The organism is Paracoccus onchidii (assembly GCF_028294535.1).
GTDB lineage: Bacteria > Pseudomonadota > Alphaproteobacteria > Rhodobacterales > Rhodobacteraceae > Paracoccus > Paracoccus onchidii.
In genome coordinates, this window is record NZ_JAQBIE010000018.1 from 25,824 (window position 1) to 48,041 (window position 22,218).

Below are 22,218 nucleotides of genomic sequence, written 5' to 3' on the forward strand. Positions count from 1 at the left end.
CAGTCGGTATCGGGGGTTTTCACGCTGCCCCTCATCGCCTATCGCTTGCGGGGCAGGTCCAATCAAGCAGGTGAAGCAATGCGTGCGCCACTCTTGTCCCCGTTGCGTCGGGTCAGCCCGGCTTCGGTGACGCCTCAGCCACATGCACCCGGTGACAATCTTCGCGGCGCGCTGTTGATGACCCTGTCGATGATTGGGTTTGGCTGCAATGACGCCGCGATGAAATTCGCGACGCAGGACATGCCTCTGTATCAGGCGATTGCCATGCGTGGCCTGGCCATGATGGTGGTGCTGTGGATTCTGGCGTGGCGCGAAGGCGGGTTGACCTGGCGGCTGCCCCAAGGCGCCCGCTGGCTGATGATCCTGCGTGCGATCGGCGAGGTCGGTTCGACGCTGCTGTTTCTGAACGCGCTGCAGGTCATGGCGATCGGCGACTTGTCTGCGGTGATGCAATCCCTGCCATTGGTGGTGATGCTGGCTGCGGCGCTTTTCTTCAAGGAAAGACTGGGGCCGCGCCGGCTTGGGGCGGTGTTTGTCGGGCTGGTCGGGGTGATGGTGATCCTGCGACCGGGCAGCGGGACATTCGGCATCTGGGCCTTTGTTGCCTTGGGGGCGGTATTGCTTATGGTGCTGCGTGACATGGTTACGAAGTTGTTCGGCCCTGACATGAGCTCGACGACCATCGCGTTTTACGCTGCCTTTGCAGTGACCGTCATGGGCGGCGTATTGTGCGTCGGACAGGGCGTGATCTGGCCGAACCTGTCCCATGTATTGCTGATCCTGCTGGCCAGCGGGTTTCTGACAATGGGTTATGTGACCGGCGTCTCTGCGATGCGTGTGGGCGAAGTGTCTTACGTGGCGCCGTTCCGCTATACATCGCTGATTGTCGCGATTGCTGCGGGATTGGTGGTGTTTGGCGAATGGCCGGATCTGTGGACCTGGCTCGGGGCAGGGCTGGTCGTGGCGGCCGGCGTCTATGTGATTTGGCGCGAAGCCCAGTTGGAGAAACGTTGATGCGGGTTCAGATGCTGGGGCTGTGCCGGTTTTCCTATGTTGGATTGCGTGGCTACAAGGTGGAACATGGCAGTTATGATGAGCGCCGCGAATACCTGTATCGGTCCGATCGGCTGGCACGGCGCTGGCAGTGGTTCACCCGTGTTGCCTTGCCGGCATGGCGCGCGCAGACGGACCCCGACTTTACCCTCGTGATCATGACCGGCCCGGATCTGCCAGAGCCCTATCTGACGCGTCTGCAGGATCTGGCTGCCGAAATGACCCAGATCAAGCTGTCCCTTGTACCCCCAATGGAGCGGCATCTGCAGGCCTGTCGCGCCGCGGTGGCGCCCCATGTCGATGCGGATGCCGACGTCATCGGGCATTTTCGCCATGACGATGATGATGCGGTCGCCATCGACTATATCAAGGCGACCCGCCGGGATTTTCGCAGGGTCAAGGCATTGTGGAAATCCGAAGGAAAGCTGTCGCTGGACTATTCGCGCGGGATCATGGCGGCGGTCGGGCAGGGCGGGATCGAGCTGACGCCGCGCATCTGTCACAACATGGGTGTCGCGCTGACGGTGTTCCTGCCTGCGGATGCGCCGGAAACGGCCCTGAGCTATGATCACTCGAAGATCGGTTTGTGGATGCCGGGCGTTGCGATCACGCGCCCGCTCATGTTTCTGCGTGCCATCCATGCCGACAGCGACTCGGGCGCGATGGGGCCGGGAACACCCTGGCAGCTGGGCGCAGAACAGGTGACAAGACAGCTTTGGCAACGCTTTCGGTTGCGGCGGGCGGATCTGGATGAATTGGCCTGCGAATACTGATACTGGCGTGGCCCCGGCTCTTGTTGACACCCCAGTTGATTCCCCATATACGCCCTTCACCCGGCGGGAAACCGTTTCGGGAACCAGAACCTATGTGGTCACGATCCGGGCCGAATTATGCCCCGATCCTCTGGAATTCGCCTGTCCACCCCGATAGGGGACGGATGGGTGTGGCATTTCGCGATTCGCGCGGAGTGCCGTCGAGAAGAGGCGCAGCCGGTGGCTGCGAGTATTGACAGAGCAAGACGGGGAACCGAATGCCGACAATTCAACAGCTGATCCGCAATCCGCGGCAGCCCAAAGTCAAGCGTTCAAAGTCGATGCATCTGCAGGGCAACCCGCAGAAGCGTGGCGTTTGCACGCGCGTCTACACCACGACGCCGAAGAAACCGAACTCAGCTATGCGTAAGGTGGCAAAGGTCCGCCTGACGAATGGTTTTGAGGTCATCTCCTACATTCCGGGCGAAAAGCACAACCTCCAGGAGCACAGCGTCGTGCTGATCCGTGGCGGCCGTGTAAAAGACCTTCCGGGTGTCCGTTACCACATCCTGCGCGGTGTGCTGGATACCCAGGGCGTCAAAGATCGTCGTCAGCGTCGTTCGAAATACGGCGCGAAGCGTCCGAAGTAAGGAGAGACATCAATGTCCCGTCGTCACGCCGCTGAAAAGCGCGAAGTCCTGCCCGACGCCAAATTTGGCGATCGCGTGCTGACCAAATTCATGAACAACCTGATGGTTGACGGCAAGAAATCGGTTGCCGAGCGTATCGTCTATAACGCTCTGGACCGTGTCGAGACCCGCCTCAAGCGCGAGCCGGTCGAAGTCTTCCACGAAGCACTCGACAACGTGAAACCTTCGGTCGAAGTCCGTTCGCGCCGCGTTGGTGGTGCAACCTATCAGGTTCCGGTCGAGGTTCGCCCGACCCGCCGTGAGGCACTGGCGATCCGCTGGCTGATCACCGCGGCCAAGAACCGCAACGAAAACACCATGGAAGAACGCCTCGCCGGCGAGCTGGCCGATGCCGTCAATGGCCGCGGCACCGCTGTTAAGAAGCGCGAAGACACCCACAAGATGGCAGACGCGAACAAAGCGTTCAGCCATTACCGCTGGTAACCGGAAGGAAGGCCCTCAATGGCACGCGAGTATCCGCTTACGCGCTATCGGAACTTTGGCATCATGGCTCACATCGATGCCGGCAAGACCACGATGACCGAGCGCATCCTGTTCTATACCGGTAAGAACCACAAAATCGGCGAAACCCATGACGGTGCCTCGACGATGGACTGGATGGAGCAGGAAGCCGAGCGCGGCATCACGATCACGTCCGCGGCAACCACCACGTTCTGGCAGCGCCAGGAAGACCCGACTGCCGAGGGCACTTCCGACACGAAGTTCCGCTTCAACATCATCGACACCCCGGGCCACGTCGACTTCACCATCGAAGTCGAACGCTCGCTGGCCGTTCTGGACGGTGCCGTCGCACTGTTGGACGGTAACGCCGGTGTCGAGCCGCAGACCGAAACCGTCTGGCGTCAGGCCGACCGCTACAAGGTTCCGCGGCTGGTCTTCGTCAACAAGATGGACAAGATCGGCGCCGACTTCTTCAACTGCGTCAAGATGGTCAAGGACCGTACCGGCGGTACGCCTTGCCCGATCGTTCTGCCCATCGGTGCGGAAGACAAGCTTGAAGGCATCATCGACCTGATCAAGATGGAAGAGTGGGTCTGGAAGGGTGAAGACCTTGGCGCAAGCTGGGTTCGTCAACCGATCCGCGAAGATCTGCAGGACATGGCCGACGAATGGCGCAACAACATGATCGAGCTTGCCGTCGAGCAAGACGATGATGCGATGGAAGCCTATCTGGAAGGCAACGAGCCTGACGAAGCGACCCTGCGTCAGTTGATCCGTAAAGGCACTCTGTCGCTGTCCTTCTTCCCGATGCTGGCTGGCTCGGCGTTCAAGAACAAGGGTGTGCAGCCGCTGCTGAACGCCGTCATCGACTTCCTGCCCGGTCCGCAAGACGTGCCGACGCTGATGGGCTTCTCGCCCGACGATGAATCGGAAACCCGCAACATCGCCCGTCCGGCAGACGATGCAGAGCCTTTCTCGGCTCTGGCGTTCAAGATCATGAACGACCCCTTCGTCGGCTCGCTGACCTTCACCCGCATCTATTCGGGCACGGTCAAGAAGGGCGATACGATGCTGAACTCGACCAAGGGCAAGCGCGAGCGTGTCGGTCGGATGATGCTGATGCACGCCATCAACCGTGAAGAGATCGAAGAAGCCTATGCAGGCGACATCATCGCGCTTGCAGGCCTGAAGGAAACGACCACGGGCGACACGCTGAGCGATCCGTCCAAGCAGGTCGTTCTGGAAACCATGACCTTCCCCGATCCCGTTATCGAGATCGCGGTCGAGCCGAAATCCAAGGCTGACCAGGAAAAAATGGGTCTGGCACTTCAGCGTCTGGCCGCCGAAGATCCGTCCTTCCGCGTCGAAACCGATCTGGAATCGGGTCAGACGATCATGAAGGGCATGGGCGAACTTCACCTCGACATCCTGGTCGACCGCATGAAGCGCGAGTTCAAGGTCGAGGCGAATATCGGTGCGCCGCAGGTGGCCTATCGCGAAACCATCTCGTCGGAAGCCGAGATCGACTACACGCACAAGAAACAAACCGGTGGTACCGGCCAGTTCGCCCGCGTGAAGCTGATCATCACCCCGACCGAGCCGGGCGAAGGCTACAGCTTTGAAAGCCGTATCGTTGGTGGTTCCGTTCCCAAGGAATACATCCCGGGTGTCGAAAAAGGCATCAAGTCGGTGATGGATTCGGGTCCGCTGGCGGGCTTCCCCGTGATCGACTTCAAGGTTGCACTGATCGACGGTGCCTTCCACGACGTCGACTCGTCGGTCCTGGCCTTCGAAATCGCCTCGCGCGCAGCAATGCGTGAAGGTCTTCGCAAGGCGGGTGCGAAACTGCTGGAACCGATCATGAAGGTCGAAGTCGTGACGCCGGAAGAATATACCGGTTCGATCATCGGCGACCTGACCAGCCGTCGCGGCATGGTTCGCGGGCAGGATGCACGTGGCAACGCCAACGTCATCGACGCCTTCGTTCCGCTGGCCAACATGTTCGGCTACATCAACAACCTGCGTTCGATGTCGTCGGGCCGTGCGGTGTTCACCATGCAGTTCGACCACTACGAGGGCGTGCCGCAGAACATCTCGGACGAGATCCAGAAGAAATACGCATAAGGGCGGTGCGCTTCGGCGCACCCTACCACCTCACGTAGGGTGCGTGCTTGCACGCACCGTCACATGAAAAGGAGCCAATCATGGCAAAGGCAAAGTTTGAACGGAACAAACCGCACGTCAACATCGGCACGATTGGTCACGTTGACCACGGCAAGACGACGCTGACTGCTGCGATCACGAAATATTACGGCGATTTCCGCGCCTATGACCAGATTGACGGCGCGCCGGAAGAGAAGGCCCGCGGGATCACGATCTCGACCGCTCATGTCGAGTACGAGACCGATACGCGTCACTATGCGCATGTCGACTGCCCGGGCCACGCCGACTATGTGAAGAACATGATCACCGGTGCTGCGCAGATGGACGGCGCGATCCTGGTGGTGAACGCTGCTGACGGCCCGATGCCGCAGACGCGCGAGCACATTCTGCTGGGCCGTCAGGTCGGCATCCCGTTCATGGTCGTCTACCTGAACAAGGTCGACCAGGTGGATGACGAAGAGCTGCTGGAACTGGTCGAGATGGAAGTGCGCGAGCTGCTGTCCAGCTACGACTATCCGGGCGACGACATTCCGATCATCAAGGGTTCGGCTCTGGCCGCTCTGGAAGGTCGCGACGAGGAAATCGGCGAAAAGTCGATCCGCGCGCTGCTGGAAGCCGTTGACAGCTACATCCCGACGCCCGAGCGCGCCGTTGACCAGCCGTTCCTGATGCCGATCGAAGACGTGTTCTCGATCTCGGGTCGTGGTACGGTTGTGACCGGTCGCGTCGAGCGTGGCGCCGTCAACGTGGGTGACGAACTGGAAATCGTGGGCATCCGCGACACCAAGAAAACCACCTGTACCGGCGTTGAAATGTTCCGCAAGCTGCTGGATCGCGGTGAGGCTGGCGACAACATCGGTGCGCTGCTGCGCGGCGTTGACCGTGATGGCGTCGAGCGTGGCCAGGTTCTGGCCAAGCCGGGCTCGGTGACCCCGCACACCAAGTTCGAAGCCGAAGCCTATATCCTGACCAAGGAAGAGGGTGGCCGTCACACGCCGTTCTTCGCGAACTATCGTCCGCAGTTCTACTTCCGCACGACGGATGTGACCGGCACCGTGAAGCTGCCCGAGGGCACCGAGATGGTGATGCCCGGTGACAACCTGAAATTCGAGGTCGAGCTGATCGCCCCGATCGCGATGGAAGAGAAACTGCGCTTCGCCATCCGCGAAGGCGGCCGCACCGTCGGCGCAGGCGTCGTCGCCAAGATCATCGAGTGATCCGCAAGGATATCGCGAAAGAGGGGCCGTCCGGATGGGCGGCCCCTTTGCGTTGAAAACAACGACAAACAAATCAGAAAATCAAAAAAAAACGGATCCCGAGGGTCGCCTTAACCTTGCGGCAAAAAAACTTCGTTCTCTTGTGATCCCGTTCTATGATACCGGACGATTCGGTAACTAATGAATGGTATGATTGCATGACCGGCCCCACCTATCCGATGGACCCTGATACCTATCTGGCAGACAACAAGAAAGCCGCTGAAATCGGCGGTAAATTTGCCGAGGAATATCAAAGCGGCCAACCTTATAATCACATCTGCATCGACAATTTTCTTGATGAGAAGCTGATCGATCAGGTGAAAGCAGATCTGATGGTGTTGCCGGAAGCGGAAACCAGCTTCAATCGCGCGCAGGAACGGCTGAAAACCTCGTATGTCCCCGAGCGCCTGCCCAAGGGCACCCGTGACCTGTTCTATGCCTTGAACTCGCGTCCCTTCTTGCTGTTCCTCGAACAGATGACCGGAATCAAGGGGTTGATTCCCGACCCCTATTTTATTGGCGCGGGCATTCACAAAACCCAGAATGGTGGCCATCTCGACATCCACGCGGATTTCAACCTGCATGGGCCGATGCAACTGGAACGCCGGCTGAACGTGCTGATCTATCTGAACGACGATTGGAAGGAAGAGTGGGGCGGCTGTTTCGAGATCTGGAACAATGACATGACCCAGATGGTCAAGCGTTTCGCCCCGCTACGCAATCGGATGGTTTGCTTCAGCACCAGTTCGACCAGCATGCATGGCAATCCGGAGCCGGTAAACCACCCCGAAGGCGAGCCGCGCCAATCCATCGCCCTGTATTATTACACCGCGACCTGGGATGAGAGCCGCAAGGAACACGGGACCATCTTCAAGCCTCGTCCCGGCAGTGTCGATGACGCGGACCGCGCTTCGAAACGCCATGAATTCGTCAAGGATCTGTTGCCGCCCGCGCTGCATCGCAAGATTGGCCACCGGCTTCGCCGTATCGGATTATAGGCGATCTGCGCCTGAGCCAGGGCGTGCATTACAGGCCCCGAATTTCAGGCCCCGAAATTCAGGCCCGGACCGGGTTGACAGAAATCGACGGCGCGGGCATAAGCGGCCATCGCAGCGGTCCGGCCTGTAACTGGAAAGAATCGCTTGCAGTAAACGAGGTCGCCCGATATAGGGCGGCCTCGCTATTTTTTACGGTTCGACGCTGGCGATGCGTGGTGTGTTGTCAGCCTCTCAACTGGAACTCCCCGTCTAGAGGGATGACGTATGCAAAGCCAAAACATCCGTATCCGGCTGAAGGCGTTCGATTACCGCGTGCTGGATGCAAGCACCCAGGAAATCGTCAACACCGCCAAGCGCACCGGCGCGACCGTTCGCGGCCCGATTCCGCTGCCGAACAAGATCGAGAAATTCACCGTTCTGCGTGGTCCGCATATCGACAAGAAATCGCGCGACCAGTGGGAAATCCGCACGCACAAGCGTCTGCTGGACATCGTTGACCCGACGCCGCAGACCGTTGACGCCCTGATGAAGCTCGACCTCGCCGCCGGCGTTGACGTCGAGATCAAAGTCTAAGGGGGACGAAACATGCTGCGTACTGGTGTTATCGCCAAGAAACTGGGCATGACCCGGCTGTTCCTCGAGGATGGCCGTCAGGTTCCGGTGACCGTCCTGCAACTGGACAATCTGCAAGTCGTGGCTCAGCGCACGTCCGAAGTTGACGGCTATACCGCCGTTCAGCTGGGCGCCGGCGTTGCCAAGGCCAAGCGCACGACCGCCGCAATGCGCGGTCACTTTGCCAAGGCTTCGGTTGCTCCCAAGCGCAAGATCGCGGAATTCCGCGTTGCCGAAGAAAACCTGATCAATGTCGGTGAGGAAATCACGGCTGACCACTATTTCGAAGGTCAGTTCGTCGACATCGCCGGCACCTCGATCGGTAAGGGCTTTGCGGGTGCCATGAAGCGCCACAACTTTGGTGGTCTGCGCGCCTCGCACGGCGTGTCGATCAGCCACCGCTCGCACGGTTCGACCGGTCAGTGTCAGGATCCGGGCAAGGTCTTCAAGGGCAAGAAAATGGCTGGTCACCTGGGTGCCGTGCGCGTCACGACCCAGAACCTGCAGGTTGTCCGCACCGACGCCGACCGTGGCCTGATCATGGTCAAGGGCTCGGTTCCGGGTTCGAAAGGTGGCTGGGTCACCGTCAAGGACGCCGTCAAGAAAGTCCTGCCCGAGAACGTGATCTTCCCTGCGGCTCTGAAATCCGCTGCGGATGAAGCCAAGCGTTTGGCCGAAGAAGCTGCTGCACAAGCCGCTGCCGAGGAAGAGGCCGCCCGTCAGGCAGCCGAAGCCGAAGCCGCCGCCGCTGAAGAAGCTGCGCTGAAGGAAGCCGAAGCCTCGATCGAGGCTGAAAAGGCAACCGACGGCGCTGCTGCGCCGGAAGGAGACAAGTGATGAAACTTGATGTGATCAAGCTGGATTCCGGCAAAGCCGGATCGATCGATCTGGCCGACGACGTGTTCGGCCTGGCGCCGCGCGGCGATCTGCTACAGCGCGTTGTTCGCTGGCAGCGCGCCAAGGCGCAGGCAGGTACACACTCGGTTCTGACCAAATCCGAGGTCAGCTACTCGACCAAGAAGATCTATCGCCAAAAGGGCACCGGCGGCGCGCGTCACGGTTCCAAGAAGGCGCCGATCTTCCGTCACGGTGGTGTCTACAAAGGGCCGACCCCGCGTTCGCATGCGTTCGATCTGCCCAAGAAGGTCCGCGCCCTGGGCCTGAAGCACGCGTTGTCGGCAAAAGCCACCGCAGGTGAGCTGGTCGTGGTCGAGGATCTGAACCTGACCGACGCCAAGACCTCGGCAGTCGCCAAGGCCGTCAAGGAAAACGGTTGGAAGCGTGTGCTGGTGATCGACGGTGCCGAAGTCAACGAAGGCTTCGCCCGTGCCGCGCGCAACATCGAAGGCGTGGACATCCTGCCTTCGATGGGTGCCAATGTCTATGACATCCTGAAGCGTGATACCCTTGTCATCACGCGGGCTGGTGTCGAAGCTCTGGAGGCTCGCCTGAAATGAGCGCGAAACCCGAACATTACGATGTGATCGTCAAGCCGATCATCACCGAAAAAGCCACGCTGGCTTCGGAAAACAACGGCGTTGTTTTCCAGGTGACCAACGACTCGACCAAGCCTCAGATCAAGGAAGCCGTCGAGACCCTGTTTGGCGTCAAGGTAAAGGCCGTGAACACGACCATTACCAAAGGCAAGCAAAAGCGTTTCCGCGGCCAGCTTGGCCGTCGCAGCGACGTCAAGAAAGCCTATGTGACCCTCGAAGAGGGGAACACTATCGACGTCTCGACCGGACTTTGATAGTAGATCGCGAATCTGCGGCCCCGGACTATCCGGGGCCGCAGGTCATTTTGAAGAAACGGACCACCTCGGTCCAAAGCAACGGAAGACAGAAAGATGGCATTGAAGTCGTATAAACCGACGACGCCTGGCCAGCGCGGGCTGGTTCTGATCGACCGTTCGGAGCTTTGGAAAGGTCGCCCGGTCAAGGCCCTCACGGAAGGCTTGACCAAGAAAGGCGGCCGGAACAACACCGGACGGATCACCATGCGCCGCAAAGGCGGCGGGGCAAAGCGCCTGTATCGCATCGTCGATTTCAAGCGCAACAAATTCGACGTGACCGCGGTGGTCGAGCGGATCGAATACGATCCCAACCGGACCGCATTCATCGCGTTGGTCAGCTATGAAGACGGCGAGCGCGCCTATATCCTTGCGCCGCAGCGTCTGGCAGTCGGCGACAAGATCGTTGCAGGCACCAAGGTCGACGTGAAACCCGGCAACGCCATGCCTTTCAGCGGCATGCCGATCGGTACGATCGTGCACAATGTCGAGCTGAAGCCCGGCAAAGGCGGCCAGATCGCACGTTCCGCCGGCACCTATGCGCAGTTCGTCGGTCGTGATGGCGGTTACGCGCAGATCCGCCTGTCCTCGGGCGAATTGCGCCTGGTGCGTCAGGAATGCATGGCCACCATCGGTGCCGTGTCGAATGCCGACCATTCGAACCAGAACCTCGGCAAGGCCGGCCGCAACCGCCACAAGGGCATCCGCCCGAGCGTTCGCGGCGTTTCGATGAACCCGATCGACCACCCCCATGGTGGTGGTGAGGGCCGCACTTCGGGTGGCCGCACGCCGGTTACGCCTTGGGGTAAAGACACCAAGGGCAAGAAAACCCGCAGCAACAAGGCGACCGACAAGTATATTCTGCGGTCGCGTCACGCGAAGAAGAAGGGGCGTTAACCAATGGCACGTTCTGTTTGGAAGGGCCCCTTTGTTGACGCCTATGTGCTCAAGAAAGCGGAAAAAGCCCGCGAGGCGGGGAAATCCGACGTTATCAAGATCTGGTCGCGTCGTTCCACCATCCTGCCGCAATTTGTCGGCCTGACCTTTGGTGTCTATAACGGGCAGAAGCATATCCCCGTTGCCATCACCGAAGACATGATCGGCCAGAAATTCGGTGAATATTCGCCCACCCGGACCTATTACGGTCACGCGGCGGACAAGAAAGCCAAGAGGAAGTAATCGTCATGGGTAAGGAACAGAATCCGCGCCGCGTGGCGGAGAACGAAGCGTTCGCCAAGATCAAGATGCTTCGCACCTCGCCGCAAAAGCTGAACCTTGTGGCTCAGCTGATCCGGGGCAAGAAAGTCGACAAGGCGCTGTCCGACCTGACTTTCTCGCACAAGCGTATCGCTGGTGACGTGAAGAAATGCCTTCAGTCCGCCATCGCGAATGCCGAGAACAACCACGGTCTGGACGTTGACAACCTGGTTGTCGCCGAAGCCTGGGTTGGCAAGAACCTGGTGATGAAGCGTGGCCGTCCGCGGGCACGTGGCCGCTATGGCAAGATCATGAAGCCGTTTTCGGAAATCACCATCAAGGTGCGCCAAGTCGAGGAGCAAGCGTAATGGGTCAGAAGGTTAACCCGATCGGGATGCGCCTCCAGGTCAACCGCACCTGGGACAGCCGTTGGTATGCCGACGACAAGGAATATGGCGATCTGCTGCTTGAAGACCTGAAGATTCGGGAATTCATCAAGAAAGAAGCAAAGCAGGCCGGCATCAGCCGTGTCATCATCGAGCGTCCGCACAAGAAATGCCGCGTGACCATTCACGCCGCACGTCCCGGCGTGATCATCGGCAAAAAAGGCGCCGATATCGAAGTGCTGCGCAAGAAGCTTGGCGCATTCACCAGTTCGGAACTGCACCTGAACATCGTCGAAGTCCGCAAGCCGGAAATCGACGCTGCCCTGGTTGCGGAATCGATCGCTCAGCAGCTGGAGCGCCGTGTGTCGTTCCGTCGCGCGATGAAGCGTTCGGTCCAGAACGCCATGCGCATGGGCGCGTTGGGCATTCGTGTGAACGTTGCCGGTCGTCTGGGCGGTGCCGAGATCGCACGGACCGAATGGTATCGCGAAGGCCGTGTGCCGCTGCACACCCTGCGCGCCGACATCGATTACGCGCTGTGCGAAGCCTCGACCCCTTACGGGATCATCGGGGTGAAAGTGTGGATCTTCAAGGGCGAGATCATGGAGCATGACCCGCAGGCTCGCGACCGCAAGGCCGCCGAGGCTCAGGAAGGTCCGGCTCCGCGTGGTCCGCGCCGCGACGCCCGGTAAGGAGAACGACAAATGCTGCAACCGAAACGGACGAAGTTCCGCAAACAGCACAAGGGCCGGATTCATGGCAACGCAAAGGGCGGCTTCGAGCTGAACTTTGGTTCCTTTGCCCTGAAAGCTGTCGAGCCCGAGCGCGTCACCGCGCGCCAGATCGAAGCGGCGCGCCGCGCGATCACCCGCCACATGAAGCGTCAAGGCCGCGTCTGGATCCGGATTTTCCCGGATCTGCCCGTGTCCTCGAAGCCGACCGAAGTGCGGATGGGTAAAGGTAAGGGTTCTGTCGATTTCTGGGCCGCCCGGGTTCACCCCGGCCGGATCATGTTCGAGATCGACGGCGTTTCCGACACCATCGCCCGCGAGGCTCTGCGCCTGGGTGCGATGAAGCTGCCGGTCCAGACCCGTATCGTCGAGCGCGAAGACTGGTAAGATCGGGGCGACAGCCCGATTGAGAAAAAACGAGCCCCGCCGGTGTGTCGGCGGGGCTTAGAATTTCCCGACAAGGGGAAAAGGGCTTGCCAAGCGGGGATTGTCCCTGTATGGGCAGGCCTTCATCACGAAACTCCACCGGAATCAGGGTGGCCCGGACAATCCGGGGCTCTCCGGTGATGTTGGAAAGGACATGCGCATGGACGCGCAAGAACTGAAATCGAAAACGCCTGACCAGCTGCAAGAGCAGCTTGTCGCGCTGAAGAAGGAAGCGTTCAACCTGCGCTTCCAGCAGGCCACCGGCCAGCTTGAAAACACCGCTCGCATGCGCACCGTCCGTCGTGACGTTGCTCGTGTGAAAACCATTTTGAACCAGAAAGCGGCGGAAGCCGCGGCCTCGAAGTAAGGAGACCGGCCCATGCCCAAACGTATCCTGCAAGGCCGCGTGACCAGCGACAAGAACGAGCAGACCGTCACGGTTCTGGTCGAGCGTCGTTTCAAACACCCGCTGCTGCACAAGACCGTTCGTTCGTCCAAGAAATACCGGGCGCATGACGAAACCAACCAATTCAAGGTCGGCGACATGGTTCGCATTGTCGAATGTGCCCCGATTTCGAAGACGAAACGCTGGACTGTCCTGACGGACGAAGCTGCTTCGGCATAAGTCCATCATCACAGATCAGTAATGATCGAAACCCTGGGGCCGGATAGGCCGGTCCCCAAAGGTCGGGAGAAACCAAATGATCCAGATGCAGACCAATCTGGATGTTGCTGACAACTCCGGCGCTCGCCGGGTTCAGTGCATCAAGGTCCTGGGTGGTTCGCACCGTCGCTATGCGTCGGTGGGCGACATCATCGTCGTTTCCGTCAAGGAAGCCATCCCGCGGGGCCGGGTCAAGAAAGGCGACGTCCGCAAGGCCGTAGTCGTCCGCACCGCGAAAGAAGTTAAACGTGAAGACGGAACCTCGATCCGCTTTGACCGCAACGCCGCAGTCGTCCTGAACAACCAGGGCGAACCGGTCGGAACCCGTATTTTCGGGCCGGTCGTTCGCGAGCTGCGCGCCAAGAACTTCATGAAGATCATCTCGCTTGCTCCGGAGGTGCTGTAATGGCTGCCAAGCTGAAAAAGGGCGACAAGGTCGTCGTGCTTGCCGGCAAGGACAAGGGCAAGCAGGGCGAGATCACCGCGGTGATGCCCAAGGACAACAAGGCCATTGTTGACGGCGTGAACATCGCTATCCGTCATCAGCGCCAGACCCAGACCAGCCAGGGAGGCCGCACGCCGAAGGCGATGCCGATCGACCTGTCGAACCTGGCCCTCATGGACAAGAACGGCAAAGCGACCCGCGTCGGCTTCCGCGAGGAAGACGGCAAGAAGGTCCGTTTCGCCAAGACCACGGGAGACGTGATCTGATGCTGGACGCTGCAAATTACACTCCGCGCCTCAAGGTGCAGTATCGCGAGTCGATCAAGGCTGCTTTGAAAGAAGAGTTCGCCTACAAGAACGACATGCAGATCCCGCGTCTGGACAAAATCGTCCTGAACATGGGGATCGGCGAAGCGGTCAAGGACACCAAGAAGGTGAAGCAGGGCGCTGAAGAGCTGTCGCTGATCGCCGGTCAGAAGGCTGTCATCACCAAGGCGAAGAACTCGATCGCAGGGTTCCGCGTCCGTGAGGAAATGCCCCTGGGCGCCAAGGTCACGCTGCGCGGCAACCGGATGTATGAATTCCTGGACCGCCTGATCAATATCGCGATGCCCCGGATCCGCGACTTTCGCGGCGTCAAGGGCACCTCTTTCGACGGCCGCGGCAACTATGCCATGGGCATGAAAGAGCACATCGTGTTCCCGGAAATCAACTTCGACAAGGTCGACGAAGTTCTGGGGATGGACATCATCATCTGCACCACCGCGAAGACCGACGCGGAAGCGAAGTCGCTGTTGAAGCATTTCAACATGCCGTTCACCAGCTAATTCGCGGAGGGAAGAAGATATGGCAAAGAAATCGATGGTTGAGCGCGAGAAAAAGCGCCAGCGCATGGTCGCGAAATACGCTGAGAAGCGTGCGGCCCTGAACGCGATCGTCAAAGATCAGTCCCTGCCGATGGAAGAGCGGTTCAAGGCTTCGCTGAAGCTGGCCGAACTGCCGCGTAATTCCTCGGCTACGCGGCTTCACAACCGTGACCAGCTGACCGGTCGTCCGAAAGGTTACTACCGGAAACTGAAACTCAGCCGGATCTCACTGCGCGAGCTTGCCTCGAACGGTTTGGTTCCGGGTATGGTCAAATCTAGCTGGTAAGGGGGTACTGATGTCGATGAACGATCCTCTCGGCGATATGCTGACCCGCATCCGCAATGCGCAGATGCGCGGCAAATCGACCGTGCGCACCCCGACCTCCAAGCTGCGCGCTTGGGTTCTGGACGTGCTTCAATCCGAAGGTTACATCCGCGGCTACGAGGAAGTGACCACCGATGCCGGCCACAAAGAGCTGGAAATCGGCCTGAAATACTTCGATGGCACCCCGGTGATCCGGGAATTGTCGCGCGTTTCGACGCCTGGTCGCCGCGTTTACGCTGGCGCCAAGGAACTGCCGCAGGTTCGTCAGGGCCTGGGCGTTTCGATCGTGTCGACGCCGAAAGGTGTCATGTCGGATGCAGCGGCTCGCAACGCCAATGTTGGCGGCGAAGTCCTCTGCACGGTATTCTAAGGAGGGCAGCAGATGTCTCGGATTGGTAAGAAACCGGTCGAACTGCCCAAGGGCGTCACGGCCGAAGTCAAAGGTCAGACGATTGAAGTGAAGGGTCCCAAGGGTGCCCGCAGCTTCACCGCGACCGATGATGTCACCATCGCACTCGATGACGGTCTCGTGCGGGTTACCCCGCGCGGAACGTCAAAGCGGGCCCGCCAACAGTGGGGCATGACCCGCTCGATGGTGGAAAACCTGACGGTCGGCGTGTCGACGGGCTTTAAGAAAGAGCTGGAAATCCAGGGTGTGGGTTACCGCGCGCAGATGCAGGGCAAAACCCTGAAGCTGTCGCTGGGTTATTCGCATGAGGTGAATTTCGAAACGCCCGACGGCGTGACGATCACGGCTCCGAAGCAGACCGAAGTTGTTGTCGAAGGTGTCGATCAGCAGCTGGTCGGCCAGGTTGCGGCAAACATTCGTGAATGGCGTCGTCCCGAGCCCTATAAGGGCAAGGGTATCCGCTATAAGGACGAGTATGTTTTCCGCAAGGAAGGCAAGAAGAAGTAAGGGGCGCGAGAAATGGCACTGAAAAAGCAAGAGCTGTTCCGCAAGCGCCGCTTGCGCGTACGGAACAAACTGCGGGCGATGTCGAATGGCCGTCCGCGTCTGTCGGTTCACCGTTCGTCCAAGAATATCTCGGTTCAGGTCATCGACGACCTGAATGGCGTGACCCTGGCTTCGGCCAGCTCGCTGGAGAAAGATCTTGGCATCGTGGGCAAGAACAACGTCGAAGCGGCCGCCAAGGTCGGTGCGGCGATTGCCGAGCGTGCGAAGAAAGCCGGTGTCGAAGACGTGGTCTTCGATCGCGGTGGTTTCATCTTCCACGGCAAGATCAAGGCTTTGGCTGACGCTGCACGCGAAGGCGGACTGAAGTTCTGATGCATGCGGGTGGCGCGTTCCGGTTTCCGGGGCGCGCCATCCCGATGATCCGGGGCCCGTTTGCCTGGCAGGCGGGCCACTTGGATTGGTAAGTAACGGCGCGATCAGCGCGCCACCTAGAAAGGAATGCCTTATGGCAGAACGTGATAACCGCCGGAGCCGTCGCGACGACCGTGACGAAACCCCGGAATTCGCCGATCGCCTTGTTGCGATCAACCGTGTGTCGAAAACCGTCAAGGGTGGTAAGCGCTTTGGCTTTGCCGCACTTGTTGTGGTTGGCGACCAGCGTGGCCGTGTCGGCTTTGGCAAAGGTAAGGCCAAGGAAGTCCCCGAGGCGATCCGCAAGGCGACCGAACAGGCAAAACGCAACATGATCCGCGTGCCGCTGCGTGATGGCCGCACGTTGCACCACGACATCGAAGGCCGTCATGGCGCCGGCAAGGTGGTCATGCGCACCGCCGTTCCCGGTACCGGGATCATCGCCGGTGGTCCGATGCGCGCCGTCTTCGAGATGCTGGGCGTGCAGGACGTCGTCGCCAAGTCGCTGGGTTCGCAGAACCCGTATAACATGATCCGTGCAACGCTTGACGGTCTGAAGCTGGGTTCGAGCCCGCGCTCGGTTGCTCAGCGTCGTGGCAAGAAAGTCGCCGACATCCTGCCGTCGCAAGACAAGGCTCCGGCTGCTGCCGAAGCTGCTCAGGCGTAAGGAGTAGAGACATGGCAAAAACCATCGTCGTCAAGCAAATCGGTTCGCCGATGCGCCGCCCTGCCATCCAGCGTGCGACGCTGAAAGGCCTGGGCCTGAACAAGATGAACCGCACGCGCGAGCTGGAAGATACCCCCTCGGTGCGCGGCATGGTCAACAAGATCCCGCATCTTGTGACGATCATCGAAGAAAAGAACTGATCCAAGGCCGGGGCGACCCGGCCTTTTTCTTTTTGGGGCGCCGGTTTGGCGCCCCGTTTTCTAGGTCAGATGACCTGTTCGATGGCCGTGCGCAGCCGCGTGACCGTGCCCTGGACATCCTTCAACTTGTCCAAGCCGAACAATCCGACGCGGAAGGTTGAAAACGAATCTCCTTCGTTCACGGCCAGTGGGACGCCTGCCGCGATCTGCATCCCTTGCGAGGCGAATTTCTGCCCCGATTTCACGTCCGGATCGTCGGTATAGGACACGACAACACCCGGCGCCCCAAATCCGGGTGCCGCGACGGAATGCAGACCCTTTTCGGCCATCAGGGATCGCACAGCATCGCCCAGTTCCCATTGCGCCTGTTGGGCACGGTCGAACCCGAATGCGCGGGTTTCCTCGATCGTATCGCGCAGGCCGGTCAGTGCGTCGGTCGGCATGGTGGCGTGATAGGCGTGACCGCCGTTTTCATACGCGGCCATGATCGCGCGCCATTTCTTCAGGTCCAGCGCAAAGCTGTCGCTGTCGGTGTCTTCCAGTCGGGCCGCTGCGCGTGACGAGAACATGACCAACCCCGCAGAAGGCGACGCGGACCAGCCCTTTTGCGGCGCGGAAATCAGCAGGTCGACACCGGTTTTTGCCATATCGACCCAGATCGCGCCCGACGCGATGCAATCGAGAATAAAAAGCGCGCCGACCTCATGCGCGGCGTCGGCAAGGGCGGTGATGTAATCATCGGGCAGGATCACGCCAGCCGAGGTTTCGACATGTGGTGCACAGACGATATCGGGTCGGTTGGTGCGGATCTGCGCGATGACGTCATCGATGGCAGGCGGTGCATAGGCCGGTTGCGGCCCGTTTCCTGTGGGTCTGGCCATTTCGACATGGATGTCACGGGCGATGCCACTGGTTTCGAAGATCTGGCTCCAGCGATAGCTGAACCAGCCATTGCGGATGATGAAGACATTCGCGTCCCTGCCGAATTGTCGCGCGACGGCCTCCATCGCGACCGTTCCGCCGCCTGGAATAATGGCAACCTGATGGGCCGAGTATACCTGTTTCAGCGATGCTGACAGGTCGCGCATGACCTGTTGAAAGCGTTGCGACATATGATTCAGCGACCGGTCCGTGAAAACGACCGAAAATTCCAGCAATCCATCGGGATCAACGGCTGACATTGGGGGCTTCCTTTCCATGAAGGCGTGTCTTGCGGCAGGCTAGCGCGCCGTGAGATCCTTCACCAGCCCGGGGCGGCGGCTTACCCCTTGCAGCCGGGGCCATTGCGTGACTACCTTGCGGGTATAATCAAAACCATGGGTTATTCATGCGTATCGGCATACTTCAATGTGGCCAGTCGCCCGCCGAGTTGAAGGGCGAGATTGGCGACTATCCGGACATGTTTGTCCGCCTTCTGGCTGACAGGGGGTTCGACTTCGATGTTTATCATGTCGAGAACATGCAATTTCCTGCTGACATCGATGATGCCGATGGATGGCTGCTGACCGGATCGCGCCACGGTGCCTATGAGGACCATCCGTTCATCGCGCCGCTGGAAACGCTTGTTCGGAAAATCTATGACGCGGGAATCCCGGTGGTCGGCATCTGCTTTGGTCATCAGATCATTGCCCAGGCGCTTGGTGGCAAAGTGGAAAAATATTCCGGCGGATGGGCGGTCGGGGCGCAGGATTATGATTTCGATGGTGTTCCAGTCACCCTGAATGCGTGGCACCAGGATCAGGTCGTGTCGCTACCAGAAGGTGCCCGGGTGGCCGGGCGCAATGCCTTTTGTGCGAATGCGGCGCTGATTTATGGGGATCGCGCCTATACGATTCAGGCCCATCCCGAATTCGACGACACGGTGGTGCAGGGGTTGATGGACACGCGCGCCAAAGGCGTTGTTCCCCAACCGCTGCTGGACCGTGCAGCGCAGCGCATGGGAGAGGTCAAGGCCTCACACGCCATTGCCGACCGTATGGAAACGTTTTTCAAATTGCCGCGCCGCAAGGCAGAGGGGGCCGCATGAGCGCCGAATGGCTGAAGGGTGCGCCGCAGGCCGCACGAGATTATCTGGCCGAACGCAGGCTGGACGAGGTGGAATGTATCGTTGCCGATATCGCCGGTGTCGCGCGGGGCAAGGCGATGCCCGCGTCGAAATTTGTGCGGCAGGACAAGTTCTACCTGCCCAATTCGATCTTTCTTCAGACGATCACGGGCGAATGGGCCGACAATCCCGCCGGCGCGTTTACCGAGCCTGACATGATTCTGACACCGGATTACAGCACCGCAGCCGCAGCGCCGTGGACGGCCGACTGGACCATGCAGGTCATCCATGACGCCCATGACCAGCAGGGAAACCCGATCCCTATCGCGCCGCGCAACGTGTTGAAGCGCGTGGTCAAGCTGTATCAGGACAAGGGATGGAAACCGGTCGTCGCCCCGGAGATGGAGTTCTTTCTGGTCGCCCGAAATACGGATCCCAATCAGCCGATCATCCCGCCGATGGGCCGCACGGGCCGCAGGGCGGCCGCCAAGCAGGCATATTCGATGTCCGCGGTGGATGAATACGGCAAGGTCATCGACGATATCTATGATTTCGCCGAAAGTCAGGGGTTTGAAATCGATGGCATCCTGCAAGAAGGCGGGGCTGGACAGATCGAGATCAATCTCAATCATGGTGATCCGGTCGCTTTGGCTGACGAGATGTTCTATTTCAAGCGACTGATCCGAGAGGCTGCGCTGCGTCATGATTGTTTCGCGACCTTCATGGCCAAGCCCATCGAGGGCGAACCGGGCAGCGCGATGCATATCCATCACTCGGTGGTCGATCTGGCGTCGGGCCGGAATATCTTTTCCGATGCCGAAGGGAACGAGACACCGGATTTCCTGAATTTCATTGGCGGCATGCAGCGGCATCTGCCCGCCGCCGTGGCTTTGCTGGCGCCCTATGTGAACAGCTATCGTCGCTATGTTCCCGATTTTGCCGCGCCGATCAATCTGGAATGGGGGCGCGACAACCGGACCACCGGACTGCGCGTGCCGATCTCGGAGGCCGAGGCGCGTCGTGTTGAAAACCGGTTGGCCGGAATGGACTGCAACCCCTATCTGGGGATCGCGGCGTCGTTGGCATGCGGTTATCTGGGTTTGATCGAACAGCAGGGGCCGCGTGCGCAATGCCGGGGTGACGCCTATATGTCGCGGGATGAGCTGCCGTATAACCTGGGCGATGCACTGGATCTGATGACCGAAAGCCAGCCCATGCGCGATGTGCTGGGCGCAGAATTCGTCGATCTTTACGAAGCGGTGAAACGCAACGAATACAAAGAGTTCCTTCAGGTCATCAGCCCGTGGGAGCGGGAACATCTGCTGTTGAACGTATGAACCTGTTATATGTGAACGATCGTCGCGGCGAATATCCCGACAGCGTCTATGCCGCGACGCGGACGCATCTGGACCCATTTCCTACCTTGCAGGGCCCGATTCGTGCCGATGTAGCGGTTATTGGCGGCGGATATACCGGGTTGTCGGCGGCACTGCATCTGGCGCGGGCTGGCTTGGATGTGGCGTTGGTCGAGGCGCATCGCGTCGGGTTCGGGGCGTCAGGCCGCAATGGCGGGCAGATCGGTTCCGGGCAACGACAAGAGATCGACTGGCTGGAAAGGCATCTGGGCACGGACCAGGCTGCGCATTTATGGTCTTTGGCGCAAGAGGCCAAAGCGTTGGTGCGCAGTCTGGCAAAGGAAGCCGGGGTTCCGATCCGTGACGGGGTCGTGCATGCCTGTCGTAACCAGGCCGAGATAGATCACGCCAACAGCATGGCTGCGCATTTGCGGCAGGCATATGGCTATGAATCAATCGAGCTGCTGGATCGCGACGGATTGGCTGCCATGCTGGGCAGCGATGCCTATCGTGGCGGTGATGTCGACTGGGGGGCGGGGCATGTGCATCCCCTGAATCTTGCACTGGGCATGGCGCGCCTGGCCGGGGAGGCAGGCGTCAGGCTGTATGAAAACACATATGTCAGCCGGGTGACCCACGCGACCCGGGCCGGTGAAAAGACCATCGTGCATTGCGATGCGGGTCAGATCACCTGCGATCATCTGGTGCTGGCCGGAAACGGCTATCTGGGTCAGATCGAACCGAAGGTCGCGGCGCGGGTCATGCCGATCAACAACTATATCGTGGCGACGGAGCCTTTGGGCGATCGGTTCCCCGATGTGCTGCCGCGCAATACGGCCGTTGCCGACACGAAATTCGTCGTCAACTATTGGCGGCTGGATGATGAACGGCGGCTGATTTTCGGGGGTGGCGAGACCGTTACCTATCGATTCCCGCGCGATATTGCGGCGGTCGTGCGGCCTCATCTTGCGGCGATCTATCCGCAGCTGGCCGATATTCCGCTGACCCATGCATGGGGCGGCACCCTGGCCATCACAATGAACCGCATGCCCTGTTTCGCACGACCCGCGCCCAATTGCCTGTCGGCCAGCGGATTTTCCGGCCATGGTGTAGCGCTGGCGACCCTGTCGGGGCAATTGATGGCAAAGGCCATCGCCGGTCAGGCATCGGGTTTCGACGCCATGGCGGCCGTTCCTACACCTGCATTTCCGGGTGGGGCGCTGCTGCGCGGTCCATTGCTGGTTGCGGGTATGGCCTGGTATGGGCTGCGTGATCGCCTGGGGTTCTAGCCCGGATCGCGCCCCATCTGTTCCAGAACCTTTTGCCGGGTCAGCGCCGAATCGCGGTCGGTTATGCCCAACAGGCCAGAGACCAGGCGGATCATCGATTCCTCATCGGCGCCGCGCTGATCGTCGGCATAGGCCACTTCCCACATGGCGGCAATGACGCCGAGACGATCGTCAAGCGCGATGCGGTCCTTGATCTCGCGGGTAAAGCGCACGGTGTCCGGTGCCTCGGCCTCGATCATTTCCGCGGCAGCGCGGCGTTCGGCAGCTTCGTGCAGGGTCAGCCCGCGGCGGCGGGCAAGGATCGCGTCGATGCGCTGACGCTCTGACTGGTCATAATGATCATCTGCACGCGCGACACGAACCAGCAAAGCCGCCAATGCAACCTCGGCATCTTGCGATGCAAGGGGCTTGGGGCCGGGGGCTTCGACGAACAATCTGGACAGCAGGCCTTGGAACATACGCGGATCATACGGCTTTTCCAAAGGCCGACAAGCGCGGAATGGCTGACACCGCCGCCTTTCGG

Annotated in this window: 32 protein-coding genes; 30 read left to right on the forward strand and 2 right to left on the reverse strand. The window is 60.0% G+C overall.

What is annotated here, in order from left to right:
• The first annotated feature begins 78 nt into the window (after positions 1-78).
• From PAF17_RS13900 to rpmD, 27 genes are all read left to right on the forward strand, one after another.
• Positions 79-1,014: a DMT family transporter gene (locus tag PAF17_RS13900; protein WP_271889710.1), complete on the forward strand. Its 936-nt coding sequence runs from the start codon at positions 79-81 to the stop codon at positions 1,012-1,014.
• The gene (locus tag PAF17_RS13905) at positions 1,014-1,826 is read left to right on the forward strand and encodes a glycosyltransferase (protein ID WP_271889711.1); all 813 of its coding nucleotides are present in this window, start codon (positions 1,014-1,016) and stop codon (positions 1,824-1,826) included. The genes PAF17_RS13900 and PAF17_RS13905 overlap by 1 nt, the downstream gene beginning before the upstream one ends.
• Positions 1,827-2,083: 257 nt before the next feature.
• Positions 2,084-2,455, forward strand: coding sequence for a 30S ribosomal protein S12 (rpsL, locus tag PAF17_RS13910; protein ID WP_271889712.1), 372 nt, complete (start codon positions 2,084-2,086; stop codon positions 2,453-2,455).
• 12 nt (positions 2,456-2,467) lie between these two features.
• Positions 2,468-2,938, forward strand: coding sequence for a 30S ribosomal protein S7 (gene rpsG, locus PAF17_RS13915; protein WP_271889713.1), 471 nt, complete (start codon positions 2,468-2,470; stop codon positions 2,936-2,938).
• Positions 2,939-2,956: 18 nt separating this feature from the next.
• Positions 2,957-5,080, forward strand: coding sequence for an elongation factor G (gene fusA / locus PAF17_RS13920; RefSeq protein ID WP_271889714.1), 2,124 nt, complete (start codon positions 2,957-2,959; stop codon positions 5,078-5,080).
• 80 nt (positions 5,081-5,160) lie between these two features.
• On the forward strand, positions 5,161-6,336 hold the full coding sequence (gene tuf, locus PAF17_RS13925; protein WP_271889697.1) for an elongation factor Tu: 1,176 nt from the start codon (positions 5,161-5,163) through the stop codon (positions 6,334-6,336).
• Positions 6,337-6,533: 197 nt separating this feature from the next.
• On the forward strand, positions 6,534-7,373 hold the full coding sequence (locus PAF17_RS13930; protein ID WP_271889715.1) for a 2OG-Fe(II) oxygenase: 840 nt from the start codon (positions 6,534-6,536) through the stop codon (positions 7,371-7,373).
• A gap of 264 nt (positions 7,374-7,637) precedes the next feature.
• Complete coding sequence (gene rpsJ, locus PAF17_RS13935; protein ID WP_042247848.1) at positions 7,638-7,946, forward strand: 30S ribosomal protein S10; 309 nt, start codon at positions 7,638-7,640, stop codon at positions 7,944-7,946.
• Positions 7,947-7,958: 12 nt separating this feature from the next.
• Positions 7,959-8,822, forward strand: coding sequence for a 50S ribosomal protein L3 (rplC, locus tag PAF17_RS13940; RefSeq protein WP_271889716.1), 864 nt, complete (start codon positions 7,959-7,961; stop codon positions 8,820-8,822).
• Positions 8,822-9,442, forward strand: a complete 621-nt coding sequence (gene rplD, locus PAF17_RS13945) for a 50S ribosomal protein L4 (protein ID WP_271889717.1) — start codon at positions 8,822-8,824, stop codon at positions 9,440-9,442. The genes rplC and rplD overlap by 1 nt, the downstream gene beginning before the upstream one ends.
• Positions 9,439-9,735 carry a 50S ribosomal protein L23 gene (locus PAF17_RS13950; protein ID WP_271889718.1) on the forward strand — a complete coding sequence of 99 codons (297 nt, stop codon included), beginning with the start codon at positions 9,439-9,441 and terminating at the stop codon, positions 9,733-9,735. Before rplD ends, PAF17_RS13950 begins: the two co-directional genes overlap by 4 nt.
• Before the next feature lie 96 nt (positions 9,736-9,831).
• A complete protein-coding gene (gene rplB / locus PAF17_RS13955) occupies positions 9,832-10,671 on the forward strand; it encodes a 50S ribosomal protein L2 (RefSeq protein WP_271889719.1) in 840 nt (279 codons plus the stop codon).
• Between the two features lie 3 nt (positions 10,672-10,674).
• Positions 10,675-10,953, forward strand: coding sequence for a 30S ribosomal protein S19 (gene rpsS / locus PAF17_RS13960; RefSeq protein ID WP_271889720.1), 279 nt, complete (start codon positions 10,675-10,677; stop codon positions 10,951-10,953).
• Between the two features lie 5 nt (positions 10,954-10,958).
• On the forward strand, positions 10,959-11,339 hold the full coding sequence (gene rplV, locus PAF17_RS13965; RefSeq protein WP_271889721.1) for a 50S ribosomal protein L22: 381 nt from the start codon (positions 10,959-10,961) through the stop codon (positions 11,337-11,339).
• Positions 11,339-12,049 carry a 30S ribosomal protein S3 gene (rpsC, locus tag PAF17_RS13970; RefSeq protein WP_271889722.1) on the forward strand — a complete coding sequence of 237 codons (711 nt, stop codon included), beginning with the start codon at positions 11,339-11,341 and terminating at the stop codon, positions 12,047-12,049. The genes rplV and rpsC overlap by 1 nt, the downstream gene beginning before the upstream one ends.
• Positions 12,050-12,061: 12 nt before the next feature.
• A complete protein-coding gene (rplP, locus tag PAF17_RS13975) occupies positions 12,062-12,475 on the forward strand; it encodes a 50S ribosomal protein L16 (RefSeq protein WP_271889723.1) in 414 nt (137 codons plus the stop codon).
• Positions 12,476-12,674: 199 nt separating this feature from the next.
• Complete coding sequence (gene rpmC, locus PAF17_RS13980) at positions 12,675-12,881, forward strand: 50S ribosomal protein L29 (RefSeq protein WP_271889724.1); 207 nt, start codon at positions 12,675-12,677, stop codon at positions 12,879-12,881.
• Between the two features lie 12 nt (positions 12,882-12,893).
• The gene (gene rpsQ, locus PAF17_RS13985; RefSeq protein ID WP_271889725.1) at positions 12,894-13,139 is read left to right on the forward strand and encodes a 30S ribosomal protein S17; all 246 of its coding nucleotides are present in this window, start codon (positions 12,894-12,896) and stop codon (positions 13,137-13,139) included.
• Between the two features lie 76 nt (positions 13,140-13,215).
• Positions 13,216-13,584 carry a 50S ribosomal protein L14 gene (rplN, locus tag PAF17_RS13990; protein ID WP_089345713.1) on the forward strand — a complete coding sequence of 123 codons (369 nt, stop codon included), beginning with the start codon at positions 13,216-13,218 and terminating at the stop codon, positions 13,582-13,584.
• Entirely contained in the window at positions 13,584-13,889 is a 306-nt protein-coding gene (rplX, locus tag PAF17_RS13995; protein WP_271889726.1) for a 50S ribosomal protein L24, read from the forward strand. Before rplN ends, rplX begins: the two co-directional genes overlap by 1 nt.
• On the forward strand, positions 13,889-14,449 hold the full coding sequence (gene rplE / locus PAF17_RS14000) for a 50S ribosomal protein L5 (RefSeq protein WP_271889727.1): 561 nt from the start codon (positions 13,889-13,891) through the stop codon (positions 14,447-14,449). The genes rplX and rplE overlap by 1 nt, the downstream gene beginning before the upstream one ends.
• A 19-nt stretch (positions 14,450-14,468) precedes the next feature.
• A complete protein-coding gene (gene rpsN / locus PAF17_RS14005) occupies positions 14,469-14,774 on the forward strand; it encodes a 30S ribosomal protein S14 (RefSeq protein WP_271889728.1) in 306 nt (101 codons plus the stop codon).
• 10 nt (positions 14,775-14,784) lie between these two features.
• Positions 14,785-15,183 (forward strand): 30S ribosomal protein S8, encoded by a 399-nt coding sequence (rpsH, locus tag PAF17_RS14010; RefSeq protein WP_271889729.1) that lies wholly within the window; start codon positions 14,785-14,787, stop codon positions 15,181-15,183.
• Positions 15,184-15,195: 12 nt separating this feature from the next.
• Positions 15,196-15,729, forward strand: coding sequence for a 50S ribosomal protein L6 (gene rplF / locus PAF17_RS14015; RefSeq protein WP_271889730.1), 534 nt, complete (start codon positions 15,196-15,198; stop codon positions 15,727-15,729).
• 12 nt (positions 15,730-15,741) lie between these two features.
• Positions 15,742-16,101 carry a 50S ribosomal protein L18 gene (rplR, locus tag PAF17_RS14020; RefSeq protein ID WP_271889731.1) on the forward strand — a complete coding sequence of 120 codons (360 nt, stop codon included), beginning with the start codon at positions 15,742-15,744 and terminating at the stop codon, positions 16,099-16,101.
• Positions 16,102-16,234: 133 nt separating this feature from the next.
• Positions 16,235-16,807, forward strand: a complete 573-nt coding sequence (rpsE, locus tag PAF17_RS14025; protein ID WP_271889732.1) for a 30S ribosomal protein S5 — start codon at positions 16,235-16,237, stop codon at positions 16,805-16,807.
• Positions 16,808-16,818: 11 nt separating this feature from the next.
• On the forward strand, positions 16,819-17,007 hold the full coding sequence (gene rpmD, locus PAF17_RS14030) for a 50S ribosomal protein L30 (protein ID WP_271889733.1): 189 nt from the start codon (positions 16,819-16,821) through the stop codon (positions 17,005-17,007).
• 65 nt (positions 17,008-17,072) lie between these two features.
• On the opposite strand, the gene PAF17_RS14035 is transcribed toward rpmD, so the two are convergent.
• The gene (locus tag PAF17_RS14035) at positions 17,073-18,188 is read right to left on the reverse strand and encodes an aminotransferase class V-fold PLP-dependent enzyme (RefSeq protein ID WP_271889734.1); all 1,116 of its coding nucleotides are present in this window, start codon (positions 18,186-18,188) and stop codon (positions 17,073-17,075) included.
• A 146-nt stretch (positions 18,189-18,334) separates the two neighbouring features.
• Here PAF17_RS14035 and PAF17_RS14040 point away from each other — a divergent pair, with 146 nt between their 5' ends.
• Genes PAF17_RS14040 through PAF17_RS14050 form a run of 3 tightly spaced genes read left to right on the forward strand, consistent with a single transcriptional unit; the run spans position 18,335 to position 21,695 of the window.
• Positions 18,335-19,033, forward strand: coding sequence for a type 1 glutamine amidotransferase (locus PAF17_RS14040; protein ID WP_271889735.1), 699 nt, complete (start codon positions 18,335-18,337; stop codon positions 19,031-19,033).
• The gene (locus PAF17_RS14045) at positions 19,030-20,388 is read left to right on the forward strand and encodes a glutamine synthetase family protein (protein WP_271889736.1); all 1,359 of its coding nucleotides are present in this window, start codon (positions 19,030-19,032) and stop codon (positions 20,386-20,388) included. Before PAF17_RS14040 ends, PAF17_RS14045 begins: the two co-directional genes overlap by 4 nt.
• Positions 20,385-21,695 carry an NAD(P)/FAD-dependent oxidoreductase gene (locus PAF17_RS14050; protein WP_271889737.1) on the forward strand — a complete coding sequence of 437 codons (1,311 nt, stop codon included), beginning with the start codon at positions 20,385-20,387 and terminating at the stop codon, positions 21,693-21,695. Before PAF17_RS14045 ends, PAF17_RS14050 begins: the two co-directional genes overlap by 4 nt.
• On the opposite strand, the gene PAF17_RS14055 is transcribed toward PAF17_RS14050, so the two are convergent.
• Complete coding sequence (locus PAF17_RS14055; RefSeq protein WP_271889738.1) at positions 21,692-22,153, reverse strand: tellurite resistance TerB family protein; 462 nt, start codon at positions 22,151-22,153, stop codon at positions 21,692-21,694. The genes PAF17_RS14050 and PAF17_RS14055 overlap by 4 nt on opposite strands.
• Between the last annotated feature and the right edge of the window lie 65 nt (positions 22,154-22,218).

Excerpts from the sequence above, each read along its gene's own strand:
- PAF17_RS14040 (WP_271889735.1), top strand. The coding sequence starts at position 18,335 with ATGCGTATCGGCATACTTCAATGTGGCCAGTCGCCCGCCGAGTTGAAG.
- rplN (WP_089345713.1), top strand. The coding sequence starts at position 13,216 with ATGATCCAGATGCAGACCAATCTGGATGTTGCTGACAACTCCGGCGCT.
- rpsL (WP_271889712.1), top strand. The coding sequence starts at position 2,084 with ATGCCGACAATTCAACAGCTGATCCGCAATCCGCGGCAGCCCAAAGTC.
- rpsC (WP_271889722.1), top strand. The coding sequence starts at position 11,339 with ATGGGTCAGAAGGTTAACCCGATCGGGATGCGCCTCCAGGTCAACCGC.
- rplF (WP_271889730.1), top strand. The coding sequence starts at position 15,196 with ATGTCTCGGATTGGTAAGAAACCGGTCGAACTGCCCAAGGGCGTCACG.
- rplP (WP_271889723.1), top strand. The coding sequence starts at position 12,062 with ATGCTGCAACCGAAACGGACGAAGTTCCGCAAACAGCACAAGGGCCGG.
- tuf (WP_271889697.1), top strand. The coding sequence starts at position 5,161 with ATGGCAAAGGCAAAGTTTGAACGGAACAAACCGCACGTCAACATCGGC.
- PAF17_RS14050 (WP_271889737.1), top strand. The coding sequence starts at position 20,385 with ATGAACCTGTTATATGTGAACGATCGTCGCGGCGAATATCCCGACAGC.
- rpmD (WP_271889733.1), top strand. The coding sequence starts at position 16,819 with ATGGCAAAAACCATCGTCGTCAAGCAAATCGGTTCGCCGATGCGCCGC.
- rpsG (WP_271889713.1), top strand. The coding sequence starts at position 2,468 with ATGTCCCGTCGTCACGCCGCTGAAAAGCGCGAAGTCCTGCCCGACGCC.
- rplX (WP_271889726.1), top strand. The coding sequence starts at position 13,584 with ATGGCTGCCAAGCTGAAAAAGGGCGACAAGGTCGTCGTGCTTGCCGGC.
- PAF17_RS13950 (WP_271889718.1), top strand. The coding sequence starts at position 9,439 with ATGAGCGCGAAACCCGAACATTACGATGTGATCGTCAAGCCGATCATC.
- PAF17_RS14055 (WP_271889738.1), bottom strand. The coding sequence starts at position 22,153 with ATGTTCCAAGGCCTGCTGTCCAGATTGTTCGTCGAAGCCCCCGGCCCC.
- rplD (WP_271889717.1), top strand. The coding sequence starts at position 8,822 with ATGAAACTTGATGTGATCAAGCTGGATTCCGGCAAAGCCGGATCGATC.
- rpsN (WP_271889728.1), top strand. The coding sequence starts at position 14,469 with ATGGCAAAGAAATCGATGGTTGAGCGCGAGAAAAAGCGCCAGCGCATG.
- rpmC (WP_271889724.1), top strand. The coding sequence starts at position 12,675 with ATGGACGCGCAAGAACTGAAATCGAAAACGCCTGACCAGCTGCAAGAG.
- rplV (WP_271889721.1), top strand. The coding sequence starts at position 10,959 with ATGGGTAAGGAACAGAATCCGCGCCGCGTGGCGGAGAACGAAGCGTTC.
- rpsH (WP_271889729.1), top strand. The coding sequence starts at position 14,785 with ATGTCGATGAACGATCCTCTCGGCGATATGCTGACCCGCATCCGCAAT.
- rpsQ (WP_271889725.1), top strand. The coding sequence starts at position 12,894 with ATGCCCAAACGTATCCTGCAAGGCCGCGTGACCAGCGACAAGAACGAG.
- PAF17_RS13930 (WP_271889715.1), top strand. The coding sequence starts at position 6,534 with ATGACCGGCCCCACCTATCCGATGGACCCTGATACCTATCTGGCAGAC.
- rplR (WP_271889731.1), top strand. The coding sequence starts at position 15,742 with ATGGCACTGAAAAAGCAAGAGCTGTTCCGCAAGCGCCGCTTGCGCGTA.
- PAF17_RS14035 (WP_271889734.1), bottom strand. The coding sequence starts at position 18,188 with ATGTCAGCCGTTGATCCCGATGGATTGCTGGAATTTTCGGTCGTTTTC.
- rpsS (WP_271889720.1), top strand. The coding sequence starts at position 10,675 with ATGGCACGTTCTGTTTGGAAGGGCCCCTTTGTTGACGCCTATGTGCTC.
- rplC (WP_271889716.1), top strand. The coding sequence starts at position 7,959 with ATGCTGCGTACTGGTGTTATCGCCAAGAAACTGGGCATGACCCGGCTG.
- fusA (WP_271889714.1), top strand. The coding sequence starts at position 2,957 with ATGGCACGCGAGTATCCGCTTACGCGCTATCGGAACTTTGGCATCATG.
- PAF17_RS13900 (WP_271889710.1), top strand. The coding sequence starts at position 79 with ATGCGTGCGCCACTCTTGTCCCCGTTGCGTCGGGTCAGCCCGGCTTCG.
- rpsJ (WP_042247848.1), top strand. The coding sequence starts at position 7,638 with ATGCAAAGCCAAAACATCCGTATCCGGCTGAAGGCGTTCGATTACCGC.
- rplE (WP_271889727.1), top strand. The coding sequence starts at position 13,889 with ATGCTGGACGCTGCAAATTACACTCCGCGCCTCAAGGTGCAGTATCGC.
- rpsE (WP_271889732.1), top strand. The coding sequence starts at position 16,235 with ATGGCAGAACGTGATAACCGCCGGAGCCGTCGCGACGACCGTGACGAA.
- PAF17_RS14045 (WP_271889736.1), top strand. The coding sequence starts at position 19,030 with ATGAGCGCCGAATGGCTGAAGGGTGCGCCGCAGGCCGCACGAGATTAT.
- rplB (WP_271889719.1), top strand. The coding sequence starts at position 9,832 with ATGGCATTGAAGTCGTATAAACCGACGACGCCTGGCCAGCGCGGGCTG.
- PAF17_RS13905 (WP_271889711.1), top strand. The coding sequence starts at position 1,014 with ATGCGGGTTCAGATGCTGGGGCTGTGCCGGTTTTCCTATGTTGGATTG.